Origin of the sequence: Blastococcus sp. TBT05-19 (assembly GCF_003319095.1) — a bacterium.
Classification (GTDB): domain Bacteria; phylum Actinomycetota; class Actinomycetes; order Mycobacteriales; family Geodermatophilaceae; genus Blastococcus.
In genome coordinates, this window is record NZ_QOHI01000003.1 from 354,286 (window position 1) to 379,970 (window position 25,685).

Below are 25,685 nucleotides of genomic sequence, written 5' to 3' on the forward strand. Positions count from 1 at the left end.
CCCGCACCACCAGAGAGGCACCTCCCCGTGCGTAGCTCCACCACCGCCGTCCTGCTGATCGCGCTGGCAGTCCCGGCTCTCGCCTCGTGCACCGCCGACGGGGCGGCGGCCGGCGCGCCGGCGTCGTCGCCGCCGCCGTCGAGGGATGAGCCGGCGGCGACGGACGCACCCCGTCCGGAGGCGACCGACGTCGTCCTGTCGTACGCGGGATGGGAGGCGGGCAGCGATGCGGTCGAGGCGGCCGGCTACGTCAGCCCGGTGGTGGAGGACGGGGGCACCTGCGTCCTCGAGGTGACCGCGGACGGGCGTACCCGTTCGGCCAGCGCCCCGGCGGTCGCCGACGCGACGACGACGGTGTGCCCCGGTCTGTCGGTCCCGGGCGCGGAGCTCGCACCGGGTACGTGGACCGTGCGGCTGCAGTACTCGTCCGCGACGACCGAGGGCACCTCCCAGCCGCTCGATGTCGAGGTCCCGGAATGACCGGCCTCCGCCGCGCCGTCGCCGTCGTGGCCGCCGCCGCGTGCGCCCTCGTGGTGGCGGTGGCCACCGACGACGGACCCCGGCCGGTCGAGCTGGTGGAGTCCGCCGACACCGCGAACTTCCGCGCCGGCAACATCATCAGCGACCAGCTGTTCTACGACGGCAACGCCATGTCCGCCGGAGACGTGCAGGCCTTCCTCGAGCAGCGGAACCCGCGGTGCGTGCCCGCCGCCGACGGGACGCCGTGCCTCCAGGACGCGCGGCAGGACACGTACACGCGTCCCGCCGACTCGCTCTGCCCGGGCACCTACGTGGGCGCCCCCAACGAGCCGGCCGCCACGATCATCGCCAAGGTCGGCGCCGCCTGCGGGATCAGCCAGCGGGTGCTGCTCGTGATCCTGCAGAAGGAGCAGAGCCTGGTCACCTCCAGCGGCAGCAGCCTGAAGCCGGTCAAGTACGAGAAGGCGATGGGGTACGGCTGCCCCGACACCGCGCCGTGCGACCCCCGGTACGCGCACCTGTTCAACCAGCTCTACAGCGCTGCGTCGCGCTACCAGTACTACTCGCGCAACCCCGACCAGTTCAACCACCGGGCAGGCCGGGTGAACACCGTCCGGTACCACCCGAACGCCGGGTGCGGGTCCTCGCAGGTGTTCATCGAGAACCGCGCCACCGCCGGGCTGTACAACTACACGCCCTACCAGCCCAACGGGGCCGCGCTGGCCGCCGGCAAGGGGACCGGTGACGGCTGCTCGGCCTACGGCAACCGCAACTTCTGGATCTTCTTCACCGACTGGTTCGGGTCCACGCAGGTCCCGGGCGCCGCGGAGGTGACCGGGCGCTACGCGACGACCGGCGGCGACAGCGGCCCCCTGGGTGTCGCCCGTGGCGACGTCGCCTGCGGGCTGCGCGACGGCGGCTGCTTCCAGAACTACGCGAACGGCGCCATCTACTGGTCGCCGGCGAGCGGGGCCAGGATCGTGGGCAGCGGCGCCGTCCGGGACCGCTGGGCCTCGCTCACCTGGGAGGTCGGGTCCTTGGGGTACCCGGTGTCGGACACCACGTGCGGTCTGCGCGACGGCGGGTGCTTCCAGCACTTCCAGGGCGGGTCGGTCTACTGGACCCAGGGCACGGGCGCACGGGCGCTGTCCGGTCTGATCCGCGACCGGTGGGCGGCGCAGGGCTGGGAGTCGGGCCCGCTCGGCTATCCCACGACCGACGGGACGGCGATCTCCGGCGGCATGTTCGCGCACTTCCAGGGCGGGTCGGTCTACTGGTCGCCGGGAACGGGTGCGCGGATGCTGTCCGGGGTCGTGCGGGACCGGTGGGCGGCGCAGGGCTGGGAGTCGGGCCCGCTCGGCTATCCCACGACCGACGGGACGGCGATCTCCGGCGGCATGTTCGCGCACTTCCAGGGCGGGTCGGTCTACTGGTCGCAGGCGACCGGTGCGCGGGCGCTGTCCGCGCCGGTGCGCGACCGGTGGGGGGCCCACGGCTGGGAGAACGGGTCGCTGGGCTTCCCGGCGGCCGACGCGGTGGCCACGCCGGGGGGCAAGGGGCAGGCCGTGCGGTTCGAGCGGGGCTGGATCTACTGGTCGCAGGCGGCCGGGGCGTGGCGGGTCGACGGGCCGGTGCGGGACGCCTGGATGACCGCCGGTGCCGACGGCGGCGCCCTGGGGATGCCGGTGGCCGATGCCCGCCTCACCGCGGACGGGGTCGCGCGGATCGGCGACTTCCAGGGCGGGTCGGTGTCGGTGCACCCGGTGGCCGGCACGCACGTGCTGCCCGCACCGGTCGTCGTCGCGTGGCGGGCCGAGGGCGGCGAGACCGGATCGCTGGGGTACCCGACCAGTGGTGCGGTGCCCACCGCCGACGGCCGGGCGGTGGTGGTCACCTTCGAACGTGGTGAGGTGCACGCCACGGCGACGGCCGGGTACGCCCTGTCGGGTGCGGTGCTGGACCGGTACCGGGCCGCCGGCGGGGTGAGCGGAGAACTGGGCCGCGCCACCACGGGTGTGACGGCGCTGGCCGGAGGAGGGCGGTTCGCGCACTTCCAGGGCGGATCGATCTACTGGACCCAGGCCACCGGTGCGCGGGTGCTCTCCGGAGCGGTGCGGGAGCGGTGGGGGACCACCGGCTGGGAGAACGGGCCGCTGGGCTTCCCGACCTCCGACGTGGCCGCGCTGCCCGGTGGCGGGCAGTTCGCCCGCTTCCAGGGCGGCTCGGTCCACTGGACGCAGGCGGCCGGGACGAAGGTGCTCACCGGTGCGGTGCACGACCGGTACGAGGCGACCGGTGGTGCCTCGGGCGAGCTGGGACTGCCGACCACCGACGCCGTCCCGCTGGCCGGGGGTGGGCGCTACGCGCACTTCCAGGGCGGGTCGGTCTACTGGACCCAGGCGACGGGTGCGCGGGTGCTCTCCGGTGCGATCCGGGACCGGTGGGCGGCGCAGGGCTGGGAGAACGGGCCGTTGGGCTTCCCCACCTCGGACGTGACCACGCTGGCCGGCGGCGGAGAGGTCGCCCGGTTCCAGGGCGGGTCGATCTACTGGACGCAGGCGACCGGGGCGCACGTGGTCTCCGGTGCCGTCCGCGACCGGTGGACGACGGCGGGCTCGGAGACCGGGCCGCTGGGCTATCCGACGACCGACGTCATCGCGCTGGCCGGCGGAGGGCGGTTCGCGCACTTCCAGGGCGGGTCGATCTACTGGACCCAGGCCACGGGTGCGCGGGTGCTCTCCGGTGCGGTGCTGGACCGGTGGGCCGCCACGGGCTGGGAGAACGGGACGCTGGGCTACCCGACCACCGATGTGACCGCCCTGGCCGACGGCGGCCGGTACGCCCACTTCCAGCGCGGGTCGATCTACTGGACCCAGACCACCGGTGCGCGCTACCTGCCCGTCGCCATCCGCGACGCCTGGGCCGGCACCGGGTGGGAGAACGGCCGTCTGGGCTACCCCACCACCGATCCCGAGACCGTTCCCGGCGGCACCCGCCAGACCTTCCAGAACGGCACCATCACCCTCGTCGACGGCAGGACCACCGTGCAGTACCGCTAGCGCCCGGCGCTCCCGCCCGGCCGTCCGCCGCTGCGACCCGTGGGACGCAGCGGATCGGTGGGACTGGTCGGTCACGCGGGGACGGACCAGTCCCACCTGGCCCCCGCCCTTGCGGGCCCGAGCGCCCGGCGGCGGGTACCGTCCCCCGCGTGCGTTCGGCCCGTACCACTCCCACGTCCATGGCAAAGACCGTCTCGGACCTGCAGATCGGGTGGCGCCAGCGAGAGCTGTGGGGCCACCTGGGATGGCAGGACATCCGGCAGCGGTACCGGCGCTCCCTGCTCGGCCCGATCTGGATCACCATCAGCATGGCGGTCACCGCGATCGCGCTGGGCATCCTCTACGCAGGCCTGTTCGGCAACCCCTTGGAGGAGCAGCTCCCGTACATCCTCGTCGGGTTCATCGTCTGGGGCTTCATCGCCGGCTGCATCAACGAGGGCTCCGAGGTCTTCATCGCCAACGAGGGGCTGATCAAGCACCTGCCCTCGCCGATCAGCGTGCACGTGTACCGGCTGGTGTGGCGCCAGGTGCTGTTCTTCGTGCACAACCTCATCGTCTACGCGGTCATGCTCATCGTCTTCCCGCAGCCGCTGAAGTGGACGGCGCTCGCCGCCATCCCCGCCTTCCTGCTGCTGGTGGCCAACGGGGCGTGGGTGGCCCTCCTGGCGGGCATCGTGAGCACCCGGTTCCGGGACCTGACGCCGATCACCCAGAGCATCGTGCAGCTGATGTTCTTCCTCACGCCGATCGTCTGGATCTACGACGACCTGCTCAACAGCCCGAACCCGACGATCGCCGAGCGCGCGCGGATCGCGGAGTTCAACCCCTTCCTGCACTTCATCGAGATCATCCGGGCGCCCATGCTCGGGGCGGACCAGCAGGTGCGACACTGGGTGATCGTCCTGGTGATCACCGTCGTCGGCTGGGTCCTCGCCCTGACCGTCATGCGCCGGTACCGGGCCCGCGTCGCCTACTGGGTCTGACGCCCGCCCGGCTCACCGACAGAAAGGCACGGTTCGTGGTCAGCATCACGACGCGCGACGCGTCTGTGGACTTCCCCATCTTCGACGCCAAGAGCAGGTCCCTGAAGAAGACCATGCTCGGTCTCGTCGGCGGCAACATCGCCAGCGACACCAAGGTGCCGATCATCCAGGCGCTGAGCGACATCAGCGTGGACCTCGAGCACGGCGCCCGCGTCGGCCTGGTGGGGCACAACGGTGCCGGCAAGTCCACCCTGCTGCGGCTGCTCGCGGGCATCTACGAGCCGACCCGCGGCTCGGCCGAGGTCGTCGGCAAGGTCGCCCCGGTGTTCGACCTGGGTGTCGGGATGGACCCGGAGATCTCCGGCTACGAGAACATCATCATCCGGGGCCTGTTCCTCGGCATGACCCGCAAGCAGATGGAGTCCCGGGTCGACGACATCGCCGACTTCACCGAGCTCGGCGACTTCCTCGCCATGCCGTTGCGGACCTACTCGACCGGCATGCGGGTGCGTCTGGCCCTCGGCGTCGTCACCAGCATCGACCCCGAGATCCTGCTGCTCGACGAGGGCATCGGCGCGGTGGACGCCGCCTTCCTCGACAAGGCCCGCGACCGGCTGAGCGACCTCGTCGACCGGGCGGGCCTGCTGGTCTTCGCGTCGCACTCCGACGAGTTCCTCAAGCAGCTGTGCACCAGCGCGATCTGGATGGAGCACGGGCGGATCAAGCAGCAGGGGTCGCTCAAGGACATCCTGCGGGCCTACAAGGGTCCGGACGCATGGGTCGACGAGGGGCACGGCGCAGCGTGACCGACGCGGCTCCCGCGGGCGCCGGCGCCGTCGTCGCCGTCATCGTCACCCACAAGCGCGCGCAGCTGCTGCAGAAGAGCCTCGAGGCGATCGCCGGCCAGAGCCGGCCGGTGGCCGGCGTGGTCGTGGTGGACAACGGGGCCGACGCCGAGACCCGGGCGGTGGTCGAGGCCAGCCCGCTGGACACGGTGTACCTGCCGTCGAGGACCAACCTCGGCGGCGCCGGCGGGTTCGCCCTCGGCTTCCTGACCGCGCTCTCGCTGGGTGCCGAGTGGATCTGGTGCGCCGACGACGACGGCCGTCCCGGCGGGCCCGACGTGCTGGCGGTCCTGCTGGAGGAGGCCGGCGCGCGGCAGCTGGCCGAGGTCTCGCCGGCGGTCGTCGACGAGTCCGACCCCCGCCGCCTGGCCTTCCCGCTCCGCCGCGGCCTCCGCTGGTCGGGCACCGTGGACGACTTCGGGCCGGAGGAGTTCCTGCCGTCGTACGCCTCGTTGTTCAACGGCGCGTTGTTCCGGGCCACGACCCTGCGCGCCGTCGGCGTCCCGGACCTCCGGCTCTTCCTGCGCGGTGACGAGACGGAGATCCACCGCAGGCTGCAGCGTTCGGGGCTCCCGTTCGGGACCACGATGCGCGCGGTGTACCTGCACCCGCAGGGCGGGGACGAGTTCGTGCCGATCCTCGGGGGCCGGTTGTCGGCCCAGTACCCGGGTGACGTGACCAAGCGCTTCTTCACCTACCGCAACCGCGGCTACCTGATGGCCCAGCCCGGCATGCGCTGGCTGTTCCCGCTCGAGCTCGTGCGGTTCGGCTTCTTCTTCCTCAGCAGGCGGGACGTGCGCGGCCTCCGCGACTGGCTGGCGCTGACCCGCGCGGGACGTCGCGAGCGGTTCCGCCTGCCCGGTGACCGCGGATGATCCTCGGAGGTTGCCCGTGATCGAGCGCGCGAAGGTGGCGTTGCGCGGAAAGCTGGTCAACGCCGTGCGGGAGGCCGTCGGCGAGACGAGGCCGGAGGAGACGAGAGCCCTCGTCCGGTCGGTCCTCGAGGCCACCGAGGAGCGACGGAGACAGGCGGAGCTGCACAGCGCAGAGCTGAGCCGGCAGCTGGAGGACCTCAGGGCCGAGGTCCTGCGGCTGCAGGCCGCGGTCGCGGGCTACGAGCACCGGCACCGCCGGGACATCGGCTTCGCCGGGGACGCCCTGGCACTGCAGGAGACCACGCGCTTCGTCCTCCGGGAGATGCCCGGGCTGCCGCGCTACCCGGACCCGCACGACACGCTGCGGCACGGACTGGACCTCGTGGGCGACATGCCCGGGCTGGCCCTGGAGTTCGGGGTCGGGGAGGGCACGAGCCTGCGGATCATCGCCGAGCGGTGCGCCGGCCGGAAGGTCGTCGGGTTCGACGTGTTCAGCGGGCTGCCGGAGACGTGGCGGAGCGATTTCCCCGCCGGGGCCTTCGCGCAGGAGTCGCTCCCGGAGGTGCCCGGCGCCGAGCTGGTCGTGGGTCTCTTCGAGGACACCCTGCCCGGCTTCGTGGCGGCGAACGAGGGCCCGATCGCCTTCCTGCACCTCGACGCGGACCTGTACTCCTCGACGGTCACCGTGCTCGACGCGCTCGGCCACTGGCTGCGCCCGGGGTCGGTCGTGGTGTTCGACGAGTACTTCAACTACCCCGGGTGGCAGGACCACGAGCACAAGGCGTGGACGGAGTTCGTCGCACGGACCGGCGTCACCTACCGCTGGGAGGCCTACAGCCTCGACCACGAGCAGCTGGTGGCCACCATCCTGACCACCCCCTGGGACTCCTGACCCCGTTCGCACCGGAACGGCGAGAGCCGCCGGAGCCCACGGGCTCCGGCGGCTCTCGCCGTTCCGGCAGCAGAGGTCAGAGGACGGTGCGCGGGAAGGCCGGCTTCGGGTCGAACCGCACGCCCTCCAGGAACTTCTTCGCCAGCCGACGGCGCAGCCGCCACGGCACGCGGCCGCCGGCCAGGCCGCTGTAGAGGCGCTGGGCGAAGCGCAGCGCGGCGAACGGGTCCTCGTGGTGCCAGCGGTAGGAGGCCTCGTTCCGGACGCCGTACTCGAACTTCCACATGTTGGAGTCGTTGACGTCCCCGAAGTTGACGCCCCGGTTGACCGCGAGGTCGTGGGTCACCGTGCTGGTCAGCACCTGGATGCCGGGGCCGGCGGCGGTGATCCGGCGGGTGTACTCCTGGTCGTCGAACCAGATGAAGTACTCCGACAGCGGCAGGCCGAACTGGGTCAGCGCCCAGCGCGGGAACATGACCGAGACGAACGAGCAGGAGTTGACCAGCACCGACTGCTCGCCGCGGGCCAGCAGCTTGCCCCAGTCCCAGGTGGGCTCGGGGTTGTTCATCTCGCAGACGTCGCCGTCGGTCCACTTCACGACCGAGCAGGCGTAGGGCAGTCGCATGCCCATGCTCTTCTCGGCGGCGGACAGGCCGTCCAGCAGGTGGCGCAGCGCACCGGTGTCGGCGTAGCAGTCGTCGTCCATGATCCAGACGAAGTCCGCGCCGCGCTCGTAGGCGACCGACATGCCGTGCGCGAAGCCACCGGCGCCGCCGGTGTTCTCGGTCAGGCGCTCGATGTGGACGGTCTCGCGGTCCTGGTAGGCGTCCAGGACGGCGGACGTCGAGTCGGTCGAGGCGTTGTCCACCACGATCACCTGGTCGGCCGGCCGGTCCTGACCGAGCACCTGCTCGATCACCTTGCCGAGCTTGTCGGCCCGGTTGTAGGTGACGATGACGGCGGCCACCTTGGTCGTGGTCACGAAGCCCACCTTTCGTAGAGCGCCCGGGTCCAGTCCCGGGCATCGGGGAGAGCGGCGAACGCGGAGACCCGCTCGTGCTGCCGGTCCAGCAGCTCGGCGGTCCGCTCCGGGTCGTCGAGCAGGGCGGCGACGAGCGCCTCGCCCTTCTGCAGGAACGCCAGCGGTGCGCGCGGCAGCAGCAGGTCGGGGACGACCACCGAGGCCTGGGAGCCGACGTCGCTGCTGAGCACCAGGGTGCCGTGCGCGTCGGCCTCGAAGGAGGTCAGCGTGACGCCCTCGTTGTCCGAGCTGATGACGAGCAGGTCGGCCTCGTCGAGGGTCCGCGGCACCGGCTGGTCGGGGCCGCGCAGCTCCACCACGGGGTCGAGCCCGAGCCGGGAACGGTGCGACCGCACCTCGGACGCCAGCTCGCCGTCGCCGTGCATGACGAAGCGGACCCGGTCGCCGTGCGTCTTGCGCAGGTGCGCGGCCAGCCGGAGGAACAGGTAGGGGCGCTTCTGCTGCGTGAACCGGCCGACGAAGGCGACCGTGAGCGGGTCGCCGACCTTGCGGGTCGGCGCGGGGCGCGCGTCCGCGGCCGTGCGGTCGGAGGTCAGCCCGGCCAGCGTGGCCAGCTGCACCTTCTCCCGGGGGAGCCCCTGGCGGTCGACGAGGTAGTCGCGCAGCTGGGGGGAGATGACGTGGTGGGCGTCCATGACGTTCGACAGCCGCAGGGCGATGTCGACGAAGCCGCCGGTGCGCCACTCGAGCACGTGCAGCGAGTCGATCAGGTCCGTGCCCGGGTACTGCGCCCGGATCCACGGCAGGCGCTGGTAGAGCCAGGTGCAGTGGTGGATGTGCACGCCCCGGATGTCGAACCGCTCGAAGAGCTGGCTCAGCAGGCGCGACTCCTGCTGCCCGCTCATCGGGTGGGTCAGCGGGATGACCAGCGCGTCGTCGAACGTGGCGTGCTCGATGTCCGGGTGACCGGAGGGCCGGTCGCTGATGACGATCGGCAGCAGCCCCGCCTCGCGCGCCATGTCGATGGTCGCCGCGGCCCACTTCTCGGCGCCGCCGAGCTCGAGCCAGTGCAGGCCGAACAGGACGGCCTTGGTGGAGCCGCGCGAGGAACCGAAGGTCGTCTCGTGCAGCCGGCCCACCCGCGGGATCGGCCGGGACAGCCGGCGGTTCTCCAACCGGTCGGTGCGCAGCTGGCGGAGGACGTCGAAGGCGACCGGGGACCGGCGGCGGGCGGCGTTCCGGGCGGCGTGCAGCCGGCCGGGCGGCTGCTCCATGCGCATGAGCGACTGCGGCGGGCCGCCGAGGTCGAGCACCACGTCGACGACGCCGGTGGTCGAGACGGGATGACCGGTGGCGTGCGCCTCGATGGTGCCGACCACCGCGCGGTCGTCGGGCCACTCGATGTTGGCCGTGGCGTGGTCGGTCAGCTTCGGGAGGTGCGGTCCGTCGGTCCGGAGGACCGTGGCGCGGATCCGCTCGCCCGGCCGGACCAGGCAGTGGAACGCCAGCGCCCCGTCGAGCAGTCGCGCCTCGCGCACGGTGAGCCCGGTGAACCAGTCGGGTTCGTGGAGGATCTCGAAGACCCGGTGTGCGCCGGTCTGGTCGTGGGGGTCGGTCACCGGTTGCTCTCCCTGGGATGCCGGCCGGGGGTGGTCGTCGTCCGCATCAGTCGTCGAGGCTGCCGTCGAGCGACGAGCCACCGTCGAAGAAGGGGCGGATGCGGTTGTCGAACATGCTCAGGGCCGAGCCGATGGCCATGTGCATGTCGAGGTACTTGTAGGTGCCCAGCCGGCCCCCGAACAGCACGCGCTTCTCGTCGGCCTCGCGCTTGGCGAGCTCCCGGTAGCGCTCCAGCTTGGCCCGGTCCTCCGGGGTGTTGATCGGGTAGTACGGCTCGTCACCGGACTCGGCGAAGCGCGAGTACTCGCGGACGACGACCGTCTTGTCCTCGGGGTAGTCCCGCTCGGGGTGGAAGTGCCGGAACTCGTGGATCCGGGTGTAGGGCACGTCCTCGTCGGCGTAGTTCATGACCGCGATGCCCTGGAAGTCCCCGATCGGGAGGACCTCGGTCTCGAAGTCCAGCGTCCGCCAGCCGAGCTCGCCGGCCTCGTAGCCGAAGTACTTGTCGATCGGGCCGGTGAAGACCGTCGGCACGCCCTGCGGCAGCTCGTCGCGGACGTCGAAGTAGTCGGTGTTCAGCCGCACCTCGATGTTCGGGTGGTCGGCCATGCGCTGCAGCCAGGCGGTGTACCCGTCCTTCGGCAGACCCTCGTAGGTGTCGTTGAAGTAGCGGTTGTCGAAGGTGTAGCGGACCGGGAGCCGGGCGATGATCGCCGCCGGCAGCTCGGTGGGATCGGTCTGCCACTGCTTCTTCGTGTAGCCGCGGATGAACGCCTCGTAGAGCGGGCGGCCGATGAGCGAGATCGCTTTCTCCTCGAGGTTGGCGGCCTCGGCGGTGTCGATCTCGCCGGCCTGCTCGGCCACGAGCGCGCGCGCCTCGCTGGGGGAGAAGCTCTTGCCGAAGTACTGGCCGATCGTGGCCAGGTTCATCGGCAGGGAGTAGGTCTGGCCCTGGTAGATGCTGAAGACGCGGTGCTGGTAGTTCGTGAACTCGGTGAACTGGTTGACGTACTGCCAGACCCGCTCGTTCGACGTGTGGAACAGGTGCGCGCCGTAGACGTGCACCTCGATGCCCGTCTCGGGCTCGGGTGCGGAGTAGGCGTTGCCGCCGATGTGGTCGCGGCGGTCGATCACCAGGACCCGCTTGCCGAGCTGGCTGGCCACTCGCTCGGCGACGGTCAACCCGAAGAATCCGGAGCCGACGACGACGAGATCAGGTCCTGTGTCAGTCACGGGCATCGACGGTACCTGTCAGGTCCGGTCGGCACGACCACGGCGGGTTCCGGCGGACCCGTCGGGACCCGTTCGTCACGCGCACCCCACCGGTCACCGCCGGGCTGCTCCACCGCGGGGGGTCGTACTGCCTAGGGTTCGGGGGTGGCCACTCCCACCGACCCCTCCCCGCTGCGCGTCGTCGCCGTCACCTACTCGCCCGGTGCGGCGCTCGAGGGCTTCCTCGAGTCGCTGGCGCACGCCACGACCCGGCCGGTCGAGGTCGTCCTGGCCGACAACGGCTCCACCGACGGCGTCCCGGAGCGGGCCGCGGCACGGCACCCGCACGTCCGGGTGCTGCGGACCGGCGGGAACATCGGGTACGGCGCCGCGGCCAACGCCGGGCTGGCCGACCTGCGCACCGGGCGGGCCCTGATCGCCAACCCCGACCTGCGCTTCGCCCCGGGCTCGGTCGACGAGCTGCTCGCGGCGGCCGACCGGTGGCCCCGGGCGGCGACCCTCGGCCCGGCGATCATGACGCCGGACGGGGAGCTCTACCCGTCGGCGCGCGACCTGCCCCGGTTGTCCACCGGCGCCGGGCACGCCCTGGTCGGCTGGGCCTGGCCGGGCAACCCGTGGACCGCCCGCTACCGGCGGGAGCGCGAGGCCCCGCGGGAGCGGCCGGCCGGCTGGCTGAGCGGCTCGTGCCTCCTGGTCGACCTGGACGCCTACTGGTCGGTGGGCGGCTTCGACCCCGGTTACTTCATGTACTTCGAGGACGTCGACCTCGCCGAGCGGCTGGGGCGGCGCGGCTGGCTGCACGTCTACGTGCCCACCGCCGTCGTCGAGCACGAGGGCGGGCACGCCACCCGGCGCGAGCCGCACCGGATGCAGCGCGTGCACCACACCAGCGCGCTCCGGTACCTCTCCGGCCAGTACCCCGGCCGCCGCAACGCGCCGCTGCGCGGAGCGTTCCGCGCCGGTCTGGGCGGCCGGATGCTGGTCTCCTACGTCAGCGGGCGGGTGGCCGCCGGCGCCCGCTTCCAGCGGAAGGCCAGGGAGCTGGCCGCCGTGCCGGAGCCCAGCGGCCCCCACCGGGAGGCCTGAGGTGCGGCACGCGGTGATCATGGCCGGCGGCTCGGGCACGCGGCTGTGGCCGCTGTCCCGGGTCGGCCGGCCCAAGCAGCTGATCGACGTCGTCTCCGACGGCGACGGGGCGCACAGCCTGCTGGTCGAGGCCTACCGCCGGGTGCGGGCGGTCGTGCCGGACGGGTGCGTGTGGGTCTGCACCGCGGCCCGCTACGCCGACCAGGTGCGGGCCGCGCTGCCCGAGCTCGCCGAGGGGCGGCTGATCCTGGAGCCCGAGCCGCGCGACACCGCCAACGCCGTCGGCCTGGCGGCGGCGCTCGTGGCCGACGTCGACCCGGACGCCGAGCTGGCGGTGGTCAGCGCCGACCACGTCATCCGCCCGCTGGAGCGGTTCGCCCAGGTGCTCGGCACCGCCTTCGACGCCCTCGCCGAGCGCCCGCGCGCGCTGGTCACGCTCGGCATCACGCCCACCGCGCCCGCCACCGGGTTCGGCTACGTGCAGCGGGGGGCGCCGGCCGGCACCGAGGGCGTGGCGGAGGCGGCGTCGTTCCGCGAGAAGCCCGACCGCCCGACGGCCGAGCGCTACCTGGCCTCGGGTGAGTACCTGTGGAACTCGGGCATGTTCGTCTGGCGGGCCGCCACGGTGCTCGAGGCGCTCGCCGACCACCTGCCCGAGTCCGCCGAGGGGCTGGCCCGGATCGTGGCCGCCCCGGCCGGCCCGCAGCGGGAGGCCGTCCTCGCCGAGGTGTTCCCGACGCTGCCGAGGATCAGCGTCGACTACGCCGTCCTGGAGCCGGCGGCCGCCGAGCCCGGGCGCGTCCTGGTGGCCGATCTCGACGTCGCCTGGCTCGACGTCGGCTCCTGGCCGGCGCTGGCGCACACCCTGGACGACGACGGCGCGGGCAACGCCGTCCGCGGCCTCGCCGTGGTGCTGGACGGCTCGGGGAACATCGTCTTCAGCGACGACCCCGACCACCTCGTGGCGCTGGTCGGCGTCCGCGACAGCGTGGTCGTGCACACCGCCGACGTCACGATGGTCTGCCCGGTCGCCGACGCCGAGCGGGTCAAGCAGCTGCTCGCCGAGGTGCAGGAGCGGCACGGCTCACAGTTCTCGTAGGCAGCATGATTGGCTGCGAGCCATGAAGAGCTTCGACGTCGCAGCCGTTGTCAGCGGAGGGGCCTCCGGGCTCGGTGAGGCCACGACCCGGGCCCTGGCCGCACGGGGCGCCGCCGTGACCATCCTGGACCTGAACGAGGAGCGCGGGCAGGCCCTCGCCGCCGAGCTGGGCGGGCACACCACCTTCGTCCGCACCGACGTCACCGACGAGGCCTCGGTGCAGGCCGCGGTCGCCGAGGCCACCGGCAAGGACCGCCCGCTGCGGATCGCGATCAGCTGCGCCGGCATCGGCGTCGCGCAGCGCACCGTCGGCAGGAACGGCGAGCCGCACGACCTCGGCGCGTTCAGCAAGGTGCTCGCCGTGAACCTGGTCGGCACGTTCAACGTGCTGCGGTTCGCCTCGGCCGCGATGGCGCAGACCGAGCCGGGCGAGGAGGGGGAGCGGGGCGTCGTCGTCAACACCGCCTCGATCGCGGCCTACGACGGGCAGATCGGCCAGCTCGCGTACTCGGCGTCCAAGGGCGGCGTGGTCGGCATGACGCTGCCCGCGGCCCGGGACCTGTCGAGCGTCGGCGTGCGCGTGTGCACCATCGCCCCGGGCCTGGTCGACACGCCGCTGCTCGGCAGCCTGCCCGAGGAGGCGCGGTCCGCGCTCTCGGCGGGCATACCCTTCCCCAAGCGGCTCGGCCGTCCCTCGGACTTCGCCCACCTGGCCCTCTCGATCGTGGAGAACGGCTACCTCAACGGCGAGGTGATCCGGATGGACGGCGCGCTGCGGATGGCCCCTCGCTGATCTCTTCCCGGAGCACCCCCTGAGCACGAGCACCACCACGGGCACCCAGGCCGTCGCCGACTTCGCGACCGCCTGGGTGCCCGAGTGGCCCCTGGACCTGGTCCGGGCGCTGAGCCCGCACCGGCGCGGAGCGTCCGACCCCACGATGCAGGTCGCCGAGGGCGGCCTCTGGCGGACGACCAGCACCCCCGACGGACCGGCGACGGTGCGGATCTCCCGGGTCGCCGGCGAGGTGCGGATCGAGGCGTGGGGGCCGGGGGCCGAGCGGGCCGGCTCGGCGGTGCCCGGCTGGCTGGGTGCGCACGACCGCCCCGAGGAGTTCCGGCCCGGCGACGCGCACCCGCTCGTGACGGAGCTGCACCGGACCCACCCGCACCTGCGGCTGGGCCGCACCGGCCGGACGTGGGACGCGCTGCTGCCCGCCGTCCTGGAGCAGAAGGTCACGACGGCGGAGGCCTACCGGGTCTTCCGCGAGCTCTGCCGGCTGGCCGGCGAACCGGCGCCCGGCCCGGCGCCCGAGGGCATGCGGGTGGTCCCGTCGGCCCGCCGGCTGCTGGAGGTCACCGACTGGGAGTGGCACCGCTGCGGCCTGGACGGCGCCCGCCGCCGGGCGCTGCGGGCGGTCGCCGGCGTCGCGCACCGGATGGAGCCCGAGACCGGCTGCGAGGAGTCGGCCGAGCTGCAGCGCCGGCTGCGGACGGTGCCCGGCATCGGCGTGTGGACGGCGGCCGAGGTGGTGCAGCGGGCGCTGGGCTGCCCGGACACGGTCAGCGTCGGGGACTACCACCTGAAGAACACCGTGGGGTTCGCGCTGACCGGGCAGCGGAACGCCGACGACGAGGAGATGATGGCGCTCCTCGAGCCGTGGCGGGGCCACCGGCAGCGGGTCGTCCGGCTGATCCTCGCCGGTGGGCCGCGACGGCCGCGGCGCGGACCGCGCTTCGCCCCGACGAACTACCGCCGGGTCTAGCGCTCGTCCATCAGGCCGAGCAGGTAGCCCTGCCTGAGCGCTAGCGACCGAGGTCGCGAGCGAGACCGCTGCCTGCGTTCAGGAGGGGTCGATGTGAGACTCCACGTAACGGAGAGATCACAAGACGTCCCATTCTGCTGGGAACCTTTCACCGGCTGATTGACTCCGCGCGCTCATATCGTTGCAGTGCGTGAAAGAGGGCGTCGTGACTGGTCAGAGGCATGCGGGCGCCAGCACGAATCGCCGTGTCGCGCTCTGGTGGCGTAGGACTGCCCGGCCGGCCGCCAGTGCTGTGGTCGCGGTGGTGGCGGCGGGTGCGGTCATGGCCTCGGATCTGCCGGCGATCGCAGCTCCTGCCCCGTCGCCGACTCCGGTGAAAGAGCTCGACTCCGGCGCCACGTCAGCCCCGGACGCGGTGAGTGCGCGCGCCATCGCACGCATGTCCGGACGGACCGTCGAGATCATCGGCGAGCGGACCGAGACCTCGTCGACGTAGGCCCGTCCCGACGGGAGCATGACGCGTAGCGAGTTCGCAGGGCCTGTTTGGGTGCGCAAGGGGGATGACCAGACGGACCCGGCCTCGTGGGCGGCCGTCGACCTTCGCCTCGAGCTGGGGAAGGACGGCGCCGTTCGCCCCAAGGCGCACCCGCGAGACGTACGGATCAGTGGAGGCGATGACTCCGGCGAAGTCGCGCGGATGACCATCCCCGGCGGCTCGGTGGCCTTCCAGGGGATCGGCAGACTGCCGAAGCCTCGCTTGGAGGGCTCTCGGGCCACATACGAGAACGTCAAGCCGGGAGTCGACCTCGTCATCGAGGTGAACCGCGAAGGGTTCGAGCAGTTCTGGGTCCTGCGGGACCGGCCGGGCCGAGGGCGGACACCCCGCCAGTTGGACCTTTCGTTGGAGTTGGTGACGGACGGCTTGGACACGGTCGTCCGCGACGGCGGGCACGTCGACGTGGTGGACACCGCGGGAGCAACGGTGGCGACGCTGCCCATGCCGACCATGTGGGATGCGGTGGTGGATGCCACGTTGGCCCGACCGATCGCTGCTCCGGCCAGCCCTCTGTCGGGCATGGGAGCCGGTGAGCCGCCGAGCGTGCCGAAGGCGGCCAAGAACCAGCGGCGACCGCATCGACCTTCCGAGCAGCCCTACATCGCCGCGCAGGCGCAGCCGGCTACACCCCCGGTTCTCACAAACCTTCCGTCGAGCAGCCTGCCGCCACTGCCGGAGCCTGCGGTCGACGGGCCAACGGTGTCCGACGTCGTGTCGACCGGAGGCGGTGCGGCGCCCGAAGTCCGTCCGGTGGACACTCGGACCGAGAAAATGGGTCCGGGGCGGACCCGCATGACCTTCGAGCCGGACACGCGGTTCTTGGACGCCCAGTCGACTCGCTATCCGGTGGTCATCGACCCGCAGACCCGCGCCGGGACGCATTTCTCCACTTATGTGCAGTCGAATGTCTTCAACACGGATCACTCGGGGTTGTCCGAGTTGAAAATCGGAACGTACAACGACGGAGCTACGGTTGCGCGCAGTTTCCTGACGATGGACATGCGCGAGCTGCGCGACAAGACGATCCTCTCCAGTCGCCTGGCGCTGTGGAGCGTGCACTCGTGGTCCTGCGTGGCGCGCGATTGGGAAGTTTGGTGGACCGGCCGCTCCGGCGTCGAGACCCGGTGGGGTAATCAGCCGGGATGGCATCGCTGGTTGAGCACCTCGCCTGAGACCCGAGGGCACGGTGGATCGTGCGGTGACGGATGGGTGTACGCCGAGCTCACCGACGGTACGCAGCTGCTGGCCGACCGCAACGACGACTGGTGGGACCTCGGGCTCAAGGCCAAAGCGGAGAACGACAACTACGGGTGGAAGGTTTTCGACTCGAAGTACGCCCCCAACCCACCCCGGCTGGACGTCGATTTCCGCGACCGGCCCGACCCCGCCCGCGATTTGGAGATCACGAACTCCGGCACTGACAGTGCAGTCGATGGGTCGGCAGCTCGCGCCCGGAGATGAGCTTCGTCGCTTCGAGCCCTGCCGGGGGAACGGTCACCGGCTACTTCTACATCTATGAGGGCACCCGGCTGATCCTCGCCCAAGGTGTCGGCGTGCCATCCGGGCAGCGAGCGAAGCTTGTCGTTCCCGACGGGCTGCTGAAAGAAGGGCGCACGTACAAGTTCCGAGCGGCTACGCACGATGGCTTCACGTTCGGACCGGACGGGTGGAATCGTATATCGCCTGGATATGCGCCCGGCAAGGCGCTCGACATCAACGGCGGTTTCGAGCCCGGCATGCTGTTGCAGATCTGGGACTGGAATGGTCTCAAGCACCAGCGATTCGGGCTGCTTCCGACCGGAGACCGATCGGGGCACTTCACGTTCCAAGCTCGCAGCGGCGCCGGGGCGCTCGACGACAGCTGCTCCGGAACTTTCGGCACCCGGGTGAAAACCCATGATGTCCTCTACAACCACTGCCAGCAGTTCTTCCTCCAGCAAGCGGGCGCCTCCGCCGACGGGCTCTACCGGCTACTCGGCCGCGCCACGGGTCTGGCCATGGATGTCGATGCGGCCCGAACGACCAATGGCGCCTACGTGCAGATGTGGGGGGTCAACGGTGCGATCAACCAGAACTTCCGCATCGATCCTGCGGGTGACAATGGTCTGGAATCGCAGATCACGTTCCGCACGGACTTCACTGCACCTGGGGCTCCATTCCTCAGCTCGTCGAACTATCCAGCTGACGGAACCTGGAACGGAGCGGCTGGAACTCCCGCGTCGTTCACGTTCCGCCCGTCCACGAACAGCAGTGACCTCGTCGGGTACGAGTGGAACCTCGACGCCGCCCCGGTGGCCACCAACTTCGTCCCGAACTCCGGTACGGCGACGATCTCCGTACCTATGGACAAGAACGGCCCCCGCACCCTGCAGGTCGTGGCGAAGGACCACGCGGGTAACCGGTCCGCAGTCGCCAGCTACAAGTTCAACGTCGGCAGGGCGGGGATCACGCAACCGGCCGCCGGACACCACGCGGTTCGCAGGGTCCGCCTGTCCTTCGACGGTGACGCGGCGTGGACCCACGTCAAGTACACCTACCGCCGCGGCGAGCAGGCGCTGACGGAGAACCCTGTGCCGCTGTCGCACCTGACCAAGGCCGACGGCTCGGCGATGACGAGCGCCGACGGGTTCCTCCCCGCGGTCGACGTCAAGCAGCTCGCGGTGTGGGACGTCGGCGCCACGCTGGGCTTCCTCGGGGGGCCGGTGCAGGTGCGCGCGACCATGCGCGATGCCAGCGGGGGCACCTACCAGACGCCGTGGGTGTCGTTCACCCTCGACCGGGACGCCTCCGGTGCTGCCGGGACCGGCATCGGGCCCGGCGACGTCAACCTCCTCACTGGTGACTACGTGCACGGCACCACCGACGCCGCGGAGGCCGGCCTCTCGGTGAGCCGGACGACGTCGTCCCGCACTCCGAACAGTGGCCTCCAGCTCCAGGCGGAGCAGCTGACCGCCAACCAGGCGACGGTGGACACTGACGCTGCCGGCTTCGTCGGATCGGGGACGACTGTCACCCGAGTGGCCGACCGCGGCCACGCCAAGGCGGGCGCGCTGCGGGTCGTGCCCACGAACGACGCCTCGTCCACCGACACCTACGCCGCAGTGGGCGGCACCAGCGGTCTGCAGACCAAGCTCACTGCCGGACGCTCCTACCGGGTCTCCGGCTGGGTCTACGTCCCGGCACCGACCGGCCTCGACCCGCCTGGCGCCGACAACGGTCTGCGGATCGTCGTCGCCGCCAAGGGCGCCGATGGATCCTGGACCTATCAGCGTTCGGAGAAGGCTGGTTACACCGACGCCTGGCAGCAGCTCAGCCTCGACCTCACCGTTCCCACCGGCGCCACGGACGCCGTGGTCCGCCTGTACTCCGGATTCGCCGGGGGTTCGGGCAGGGAAGTGTTCTTCGACGACCTGTCGGTGCGCCAGCTGTGGGCGCCGTTCGGGTCGGCCTGGTCCACCGGCGTGGCCGCCGACGTCGCCGGGACCGACTACGTCAGGATCTCGTTGGCCGACCCGGAGGTCGTGCAGGTCGACTTCTCCGGCGGCGGGAAGATCTGGTTCTCCAAGGGTCCCAACGGCTGGTGGCCCGAGTTCGGCGCCGAGTCCCTCACCCTCACGCAGCCGGAGGCCGACGTCTTCCAGTTGGCGGAGCTGGACGGCACGCTGACCGTCTTCCGTCGCGCGACCGCCGGCGTCGGTGACTGGCTCGTCGAGTCGACCTCGCCGCCGGCCGAGTTCGCGACCACCCGCTACACGTACGAGACGACGCCCCTAGGCGTCACCCGGATGAAGCGTGCCGTCGCCCCGGCCCAGCCCGGCATCGACATGGGCGCGTGCGCAACCGCGGGGACCCCGCCGCGCGGCTGCGTCGTCCTCGAGTACGACTACGCGCCGCCGACGACGGTCAAGCCGAGCGGTCTGGGCGACTACCCGGAGCAGGTCCGGCAGGTCCGCATGTGGACGACGGATCCAGCGACCGGAACGGTGTCCGCGGAAGCAGTGGCGCAGTACGCCTACGACGGCCAGGGCCGACTCCGCGAGGTGTGGGACCCCCGCATCTCCCCGGCGCTGAAGACGGCGTATGGCTACGACGACGAAGGCCGCGTCACGTCGCTGACCCCGGTTGGTGAACTGCCCTGGGCGTTCAGCTATGGCAAGGCCGGAGCCACGGTCACCGGGAGCGGTGACTGGATCGACCCCAACCCCGGTCGGCTGCTACAGGTCTCCCGTGCGTCCCTCGTCGAGGGCTCGCTGAACGAGGCCGGTGCGGTGAACCGCACGAGCGTCGTCTACGCGGTGCCGACCACTCGGGGAGCCGGTGGTCCCTACGACCTCGGGCCCGATGCCATCCGGGCGTGGAACCAGAGCGAGGCGCCGACCGATGGCACGGCGGTCTTCGGGCCGGACTCCGCGCCGAACCTGTCAACGGCGACGGCTGACGCACCCGGCCGGGACGGCTACGGCAGCGCCACCGTCCACTACTTGAATGCGGCGGGGCGCACCGTGAACACCGCGACCCCCAAGGGTCCGGACGTGCCGGTGGAAGGCTTCATCGACACGCAGCAGTACGACAAGTGGGGCAACGTCGTCTCCTCTCTCGAGGCGACGAACCGTCTGCTCGCGCTGCGGAAGCTGACGGATGCCGGTGCGCAGCTGGCCCGGCTGAGCCTCGACACGAACACGTCTTCCGCGCAGGCGGCGGAGGCGCTGAGCACCCTCACCCGGTACTCCTCCGACGGCATGGACGTGTTGGAGACGGTCGGTCCGACGCAGCTGCTGGCTATCGGCAACGACCCGAACAGCGTCCAGCCGGTGCGCGACGTCACGAAGAACGTCTACGACGAGGGCAAGCCGGAGGGGCTGAACTACCACCTCGTCACCACGCAGACGGAAGGCGTGAAGCGAACCGACGGCACGCTCGCTGACGGGACCGTCACCCGGAACGGCTACGACGTGCCGCTCGGCTGCCCGGTAGGCAGTACCAGCGGCTGGGGAGTCGGTGGTCGGGGCCACGGACTGCCGACCACGGTGACGTTCGATGCGACGGGGGCGAAGCTCACCAGCACGGTCTGCTACGACCAGCAGGGAAGGGCGACCGAGTCCCGTCGCCCGGGCGCCGCATCCTCGGACGCCGGCACCACGCGGACGATCTACTGGACCGCTGGACCGAACTCCGACGACGTCGCCTGCGGCGGGCGGCCGGAGTGGGCCGGCTTCCCGTGCGTGACGCGCAACGGCGGTCCCGTCAAGGATGTGGATCCGGCCCGGATGGGCGACAACCTCCCGGTGAAGCGCATCCTCTCCTACTCGCGCTACGGCAGCGCGGAGCGCGTGGAGGAGTCGGCCACGGGTCCCATGAACGGTGTCGCTACCACGCAGGTGCGCACGACGGTCACGACGTACGACAAGGCCGATCGCGTCATCTCGGTGCGGATGGATTTCGCAGAGACCGGTCACACCCCGGTTCAGGGCCGGACGACCACCAACGTCTACGACGCGGCCAGCGGCGACGTCGTTCGCATGGAGGCCACCGAGAACGGTGCGCTCGTCCACGCGGTAACCAAGCAGCTGGACATGCTTGGTCGTCTCGTCGAGTACAACGACGGCAACGGCGTCGTCACGAGCACCCGCTACGACGATCAAGGCCGGCCCAAGCGGGTGACCGACGACAAGCTGAAGACGTGGACGGAGTTCGACTACGACCGGGTGAAGGAGCCTCGTGGCTTCGTCACCTCGGTCAAGGACTCCGTCGCCGGGACGATTTCCGCCGAGTACGGCCCGGATGGTCAGCTGGTGCGCCAGAAGATGCCAGGCTCGGTGACGCTGGCTATCGGGTACGACCCGGCCGGCGTCGCAACGTCGCGCACCTACACCGCTCCGGATGGACCGGACGACGACACGCTCGAGGACATCATCGATGCCTCGTCCATCGTCGAAAACGGCGCCGGGCAGTGGGTCACGCACCGGACGTCGGCGACGTCCGAGCAGTATGCGTATGACGCGCTGGGCAGGCTGACAGACGTCCAGGAGGTCGTGAAGGCGGCCGCGCCGGTCTGCAACTGGCGGCGCTACACCTGGAACGACCGGGCCGGACGCGAGTCGATGGCGACGTCGCGGGCGGCGGGCGAGACGTGCGTCGACCCGGCTGCCTCCACGACGACGGAGCGGACGCAGTACAGCTACGACAGCGCCGATCGGCTGAAGGGCTCGTCGGGCGCGCAGGCCGGCACCTACACCTACGACCCGCTGGGCCGGATCACGACCGCCCCGGTGGTCAGCAACCCCGGTGCCGTCGTCAAGAACACGTATCACTCGAACGACCTGATCGCGGCACAGCAGATCGACGGTGTGGCTCGCGTGACGTGGGGTGTCGATGCGCTGCACCGGTTCACGGAGTTCACCTCCGAGGCATGGGTGAACGGTGCGTGGGCCAACGCGGTGAGCAAGGTCAACCACTACGACTCTGACAGCGACTCACCCGCGTGGATCGCCGAGGACAAGACGCTGGACACCGCGGTCACCCGGTTCGTAGACGGCCTGGATGGGCAGCTGGCGCTGGAGACCGGCAAGTCCGGCGCCCGGGTGCTGCAGCTCGTGGATCTGCACGGCGACGTCATGTCCACGCTGCCTCTGCAAGACGACGTGAACACTGCCGACCTGACCGGGCCGCGGTACAAGGCGTCGGATGAGTTCGGCAATCCGACGGACCTGACCACCGGTGGGCGGGTCGCCTCGACAGGGGCAGCCCCGGGCAAGGACGGCCGCTACGGCTGGCTCGGTGGGGCGCAGCGATCGTCGGAGGCGCTGGCCGGTGTGGTGATGATGGGGGTGCGGCTGTACGACCCGGCGACCGGCCGGTTCTGGTCGACCGATTCCGAGCCTGGGGGCAACGCCACCGCGTATGACTACTGCTCGGCCGACCCGGTCAATTGCACCGACCTGGACGGGCGGTGGGGCTTCTTCAAGAAGCTGGTGAAGAACGTCGCCAAGAAGGTCGCCAAGGTTGCCGAGGTCGCCTCCAACATCCCCGGCCCGATCGGCTCGCTGTCGGCGGCAGTGTCGGCCGGCGCTTACGCCGCAACCGGCAACAAGAGCAAGGCCCTGGAGATGGGCATCACCGCAGCGGCGGCGATGATCCCCGGCGGAGGCGCGGCGGTGAAGGCCGGCTTCAAGATGGCCCGAGCTGCGGGGAAGACGTCGGCGAAGGCAGGGCGGGCCGGAAGCGCCTGCCGAGTGTCGAACAGCTTCACGCCCGAGACGCCGGTACTCATGGCCGACGGCACCACGGTCCCCATCAGCGACATCGAAGTCGGAAACCTGGTCGTCGCGAGAGATCCGCTCACCGGCGAGACGACCGCCCAACCAGTGCTGGACGTGATCGTCGGCCAGGGCGACAAGCACCTGATCGAGGTGGTCACCGCGCCAGCACCGGCTGGCGAACGCGAGGAAGGGCAGGTCGCCGATGTCGATCCGCGTGCCGACACCTGGACAGCCACCGCCAATCATCCCATTTGGGTAGAGGAGCAAGGCTGGACCGAGGCGGACGATCTCGCCGTCGGTGACCTGCTCCAGGGCGCCACCGGCGAACTACGCATCGTCCAAGACGTCGAAGACCACGGCTGGATGCACGACCAGACCGTCTATAACCTGAGCGTTGCCAGCGTTCATACGTACGTTGTCGGCGCCGTCGGTGGACGCACCCTGGTGCACAACTGTAGTGATTTCATCGATCCGTCGACTGTTCGATTCACTCAACAAACCATATCTAAGAACTTTTCGGGCGGCGGGTCGGTGCTTGAGTTGGCGAATAACCTCCGCACCGGAGCTGTTAGGGCTAGTGACATATCACCCGTCAGGCTGGTCAAGAAGGGGGGGAGTCTCTACTCGCTGGACAACCGAAGACTCATGGCTTTCCAAAAGGCCGGCGTACTCATGCCCTACCGGATGGCTACCAGGGCTGAGCGGGCCAGCGCCACGGTGCAGAGGACATTCAAGATGGGCACGCGCAAGCCAAAGTGGAACTAGCCAATGTAACTCATGGACTCAAGGAGTGATGGTGGGAGAGCTTCGGATTCGCCTCTTGCACGGCCGCGTTGCCGAGATAAGATCGGGGAGTCGGTACGGATTTCTGATGGTTGACGTCACAGACGAATGGGACGATGGTGTGCCATCTCCGGTGCTCGCCATATCTATTCGATGGATTGACAATGGTGTCCCGGGAGCGTGGGACAACGTGGTGTTCGAAGACGCTCTTTCTGCAGCGACCGCGCTGGAGCAGGGGAAATTTGTAGAGCGGCCCACGTCGGTGAAGGAGGAGTACTCGATCAGCTGGCTGTCCGGCGCGGACGCCGAGAAGATCGGCAGCCAATACTTTGATGAGGGCCATCTCGCAGACTTGCTGAACAAGTTCGACGCCGTTGAAGATCTCAGATCGCTGTTATCCTTCGTGCAGGCCCTGCATGTATCTCCTGCTGTGGATGTATCGGTTACGGCCAGCGAGTTGCTTCGAGATATGGCTATGTTCATCGACAACGCCAAGGATGACATTCTCTCGCAGTATCACGACCTCTCTCCTCGCGCATGGAAACTCGTTGCACATTTGCTTTACGCGGCAGCACCTGAGGCCGCCGGGGATTCATCGGCCTAAAGCATCGGGTGATCCACGGAAGCGTCCTGACAACGCGAAGCCCGTGGCCGGTTTCCGCGGGTTGTGTCTACAACTCCGTAGTGGCGGCGCTGTGCTCGCGAGTACGGGGCACCCGGCCAGTGGTGACTACTCGAGGTCGCTCTATACCCGCACGCGCAGTGCCGGGAGGGACGCTCTGCCCCTCGAGCGACCGCATGGCGTTGTTCGACCGCGCGTCCGCAAGAGGAGAGGGGTGCTGAGCTCCGTACGGTCGTCCATGGCCTCCCCTCGTGCCAGGAGCGGGCGGGCTAGGCCCGGACGATTCCCGCCACCGGCCCGCCGCCCGAGGGTCCCTGGTGCACCGCGGCCACGGACGCAAGCACCGCCGCGGTCATCAGCCCTGTCTGCGCTGACGGCGATTGCCCGTGCGGCGCTGTCGGAGGACGCGGTCGCCTGGCTGGGCGCGGGGCAGCTCGAGACCTGGGTCGTTCACGCGAATGCTGAGGAGCTGTCCGCTCTGCAGCAGGCGGCCCGGGGGAGCCGGCTCTGCGGCGAGCGCTCGCCTACGTAATTACGCCATAGGCTCTGTGGGCGACGGCGGCGGGCGCTGCTGAACCTGCGTCCTGGCTCGCGGCCCGGGATGAGTCGCTCGGCGAGGATCGGTGCGGCGGGACTGGCGCGACCTGGGCCGAAGCTCCACGGTGACGCGAGAGGTCAGCGCTCGTCCAGCAGGCCGAGCAGGTAGCTGCCGTAGCCGCTCTTGCCCAACGGCTCGGCGATGGCGCGCAGGCCGGCGTCGTCCAGCCAGCCGTTGCGCCAGGCGACCTCCTCGATGCAGCCGATCTTGAGGCCCTGCCGCTCCTCGACCACGGACACGAACTCGGTGGCCTGGCGCAGCGAGGCGAAGGTGCCGGTGTCGAGCCAGGCGGTGCCGCGGTCCAGCGCGGTGACGGTGAGCCGGCCCTCGCGCAGGTAGTGCTCGTTGATCGCGGTGATCTCCAGCTCGCCGCGGGCGCTGGGGGTTATGCCCTTCGCGACCTCGACGACGTCGCCGGCGTAGAAGTACAGCCCCGGGACGGCGTAGGAGCTCTTGGGCTTCGCCGGCTTCTCCTCGATGGAGAGCACCCGGCCGTCGCCGTCGAACTCCACGACGCCGTACTCCTGCGGGTTCGCCACGTGGTAGGCGAAGACATGCCCGCCGGCGGGGGCGGGCAGCCGGGAGAGCGCGGTGCCCAGACCCGCGCCGTAGAAGATGTTGTCGCCCAGGACCAGCGCCGCGGGCTCGCCGCCGAGGAACTCCGCGCCGATCAGGAACGCCTGCGCCAGGCCCTCGGGCTTCGGCTGCACGGCGTACTCGATGCGCATGCCCAGCCGGCTGCCGTCGCCGAGCAGGTGGCGGAACGCGTCGGAGTCACCGGGTGTGGTGATGACCAGCACCTCGCGCACCCCGGCCATCATCAGCGTGGAGAGCGGGTAGTAGATCATCGGCTTGTCGTAGACCGGCATGAGCTGCTTGCTCACGGCCTGCGTGATGGGGAACAGACGGCTCCCCGTGCCACCGGCCAAGATGATCCCGCGCATGGGCAC

Annotated in this window: 18 protein-coding genes; 14 read left to right on the top strand and 4 right to left on the bottom strand. The window is 70.7% G+C overall.

Annotated elements, in window-relative coordinates; translation table 11 throughout:
- The first annotated feature begins 27 nt into the window (after positions 1-27).
- From DQ244_RS10745 to DQ244_RS10770, 6 genes are all read left to right on the top strand, one after another.
- A complete protein-coding gene (locus tag DQ244_RS10745) occupies positions 28-480 on the top strand; it encodes a hypothetical protein (protein WP_113811447.1) in 453 nt (150 codons plus the stop codon).
- Positions 477-3,539 carry a hypothetical protein gene (locus DQ244_RS10750; RefSeq protein ID WP_113811448.1) on the top strand — a complete coding sequence of 1,021 codons (3,063 nt, stop codon included), beginning with the start codon at positions 477-479 and terminating at the stop codon, positions 3,537-3,539. Before DQ244_RS10745 ends, DQ244_RS10750 begins: the two co-directional genes overlap by 4 nt.
- A gap of 179 nt (positions 3,540-3,718) precedes the next feature.
- Positions 3,719-4,522, top strand: a complete 804-nt coding sequence (locus DQ244_RS10755) for an ABC transporter permease (protein WP_113811449.1) — start codon at positions 3,719-3,721, stop codon at positions 4,520-4,522.
- A gap of 35 nt (positions 4,523-4,557) precedes the next feature.
- The gene (locus tag DQ244_RS10760; RefSeq protein ID WP_113811450.1) at positions 4,558-5,328 is read left to right on the top strand and encodes an ABC transporter ATP-binding protein; all 771 of its coding nucleotides are present in this window, start codon (positions 4,558-4,560) and stop codon (positions 5,326-5,328) included.
- The gene (locus DQ244_RS10765; RefSeq protein ID WP_233491315.1) at positions 5,325-6,242 is read left to right on the top strand and encodes a glycosyltransferase; all 918 of its coding nucleotides are present in this window, start codon (positions 5,325-5,327) and stop codon (positions 6,240-6,242) included. Before DQ244_RS10760 ends, DQ244_RS10765 begins: the two co-directional genes overlap by 4 nt.
- 16 nt (positions 6,243-6,258) lie before the next feature.
- Complete coding sequence (locus DQ244_RS10770; protein WP_113811452.1) at positions 6,259-7,134, top strand: class I SAM-dependent methyltransferase; 876 nt, start codon at positions 6,259-6,261, stop codon at positions 7,132-7,134.
- 76 nt (positions 7,135-7,210) lie between these two features.
- Here the strand turns inward: DQ244_RS10770 and DQ244_RS10775 are convergent, their stop codons facing one another.
- Genes DQ244_RS10775 through glf form a run of 3 tightly spaced genes read right to left on the bottom strand, consistent with a single transcriptional unit; the run spans position 7,211 to position 10,969 of the window.
- Positions 7,211-8,116 carry a glycosyltransferase family 2 protein gene (locus DQ244_RS10775; RefSeq protein WP_199580342.1) on the bottom strand — a complete coding sequence of 302 codons (906 nt, stop codon included), beginning with the start codon at positions 8,114-8,116 and terminating at the stop codon, positions 7,211-7,213.
- Complete coding sequence (locus DQ244_RS10780; protein WP_113811454.1) at positions 8,113-9,735, bottom strand: glycosyltransferase; 1,623 nt, start codon at positions 9,733-9,735, stop codon at positions 8,113-8,115. Before DQ244_RS10780 ends, DQ244_RS10775 begins: the two co-directional genes overlap by 4 nt.
- A gap of 46 nt (positions 9,736-9,781) precedes the next feature.
- On the bottom strand, positions 9,782-10,969 hold the full coding sequence (gene glf, locus DQ244_RS10785) for a UDP-galactopyranose mutase (RefSeq protein WP_233491316.1): 1,188 nt from the start codon (positions 10,967-10,969) through the stop codon (positions 9,782-9,784).
- 144 nt (positions 10,970-11,113) lie between these two features.
- On the opposite strand from glf, the gene DQ244_RS10790 reads away from it, so the two are divergent.
- The 8 genes from DQ244_RS10790 to DQ244_RS10825 all read left to right on the top strand — a co-directional run bounded on the left by DQ244_RS10790 (position 11,114) and on the right by DQ244_RS10825 (position 24,119).
- Positions 11,114-12,055, top strand: coding sequence for a glycosyltransferase family 2 protein (locus tag DQ244_RS10790; RefSeq protein ID WP_113811456.1), 942 nt, complete (start codon positions 11,114-11,116; stop codon positions 12,053-12,055).
- A 1-nt stretch (position 12,056) separates the two neighbouring features.
- Complete coding sequence (locus tag DQ244_RS10795; protein ID WP_113811457.1) at positions 12,057-13,154, top strand: mannose-1-phosphate guanylyltransferase; 1,098 nt, start codon at positions 12,057-12,059, stop codon at positions 13,152-13,154.
- A 22-nt stretch (positions 13,155-13,176) separates the two neighbouring features.
- On the top strand, positions 13,177-13,947 hold the full coding sequence (locus DQ244_RS10800) for a 3-hydroxyacyl-CoA dehydrogenase (RefSeq protein WP_113811458.1): 771 nt from the start codon (positions 13,177-13,179) through the stop codon (positions 13,945-13,947).
- A gap of 76 nt (positions 13,948-14,023) precedes the next feature.
- Complete coding sequence (locus DQ244_RS10805; RefSeq protein ID WP_233491317.1) at positions 14,024-14,917, top strand: DNA-3-methyladenine glycosylase; 894 nt, start codon at positions 14,024-14,026, stop codon at positions 14,915-14,917.
- A 190-nt stretch (positions 14,918-15,107) separates the two neighbouring features.
- Positions 15,108-15,413 (top strand): hypothetical protein, encoded by a 306-nt coding sequence (locus DQ244_RS10810; protein ID WP_147251504.1) that lies wholly within the window; start codon positions 15,108-15,110, stop codon positions 15,411-15,413.
- A gap of 201 nt (positions 15,414-15,614) precedes the next feature.
- Positions 15,615-16,934, top strand: coding sequence for a DNRLRE domain-containing protein (locus tag DQ244_RS10815; RefSeq protein ID WP_147251505.1), 1,320 nt, complete (start codon positions 15,615-15,617; stop codon positions 16,932-16,934).
- The gene (locus DQ244_RS10820) at positions 16,931-23,497 is read left to right on the top strand and encodes an RICIN domain-containing protein (protein WP_113811462.1); all 6,567 of its coding nucleotides are present in this window, start codon (positions 16,931-16,933) and stop codon (positions 23,495-23,497) included. Before DQ244_RS10815 ends, DQ244_RS10820 begins: the two co-directional genes overlap by 4 nt.
- 106 nt (positions 23,498-23,603) lie before the next feature.
- A complete protein-coding gene (locus DQ244_RS10825) occupies positions 23,604-24,119 on the top strand; it encodes a hypothetical protein (RefSeq protein WP_147251506.1) in 516 nt (171 codons plus the stop codon).
- Between the two features lie 693 nt (positions 24,120-24,812).
- Here DQ244_RS10825 and rfbA read toward each other — a convergent pair.
- Positions 24,813-25,679, bottom strand: a complete 867-nt coding sequence (rfbA, locus tag DQ244_RS10830; protein WP_113811464.1) for a glucose-1-phosphate thymidylyltransferase RfbA — start codon at positions 25,677-25,679, stop codon at positions 24,813-24,815.
- Between the last annotated feature and the right edge of the window lie 6 nt (positions 25,680-25,685).

What these genes read in the sequence shown, in the direction of transcription:
- DQ244_RS10820 (WP_113811462.1), top strand. Translation starts at nt 16,931, where the DNA reads ATGAGCTTCGTCGCTTCGAGCCCTGCCGGGGGAACGGTCACCGGCTAC.
- DQ244_RS10755 (WP_113811449.1), top strand. Translation starts at nt 3,719, where the DNA reads ATGGCAAAGACCGTCTCGGACCTGCAGATCGGGTGGCGCCAGCGAGAG.
- DQ244_RS10815 (WP_147251505.1), top strand. Translation starts at nt 15,615, where the DNA reads ATGACCATCCCCGGCGGCTCGGTGGCCTTCCAGGGGATCGGCAGACTG.
- DQ244_RS10825 (WP_147251506.1), top strand. Translation starts at nt 23,604, where the DNA reads ATGGTTGACGTCACAGACGAATGGGACGATGGTGTGCCATCTCCGGTG.
- DQ244_RS10800 (WP_113811458.1), top strand. Translation starts at nt 13,177, where the DNA reads ATGAAGAGCTTCGACGTCGCAGCCGTTGTCAGCGGAGGGGCCTCCGGG.
- rfbA (WP_113811464.1), bottom strand. Translation starts at nt 25,679, where the DNA reads ATGCGCGGGATCATCTTGGCCGGTGGCACGGGGAGCCGTCTGTTCCCC.
- DQ244_RS10750 (WP_113811448.1), top strand. Translation starts at nt 477, where the DNA reads ATGACCGGCCTCCGCCGCGCCGTCGCCGTCGTGGCCGCCGCCGCGTGC.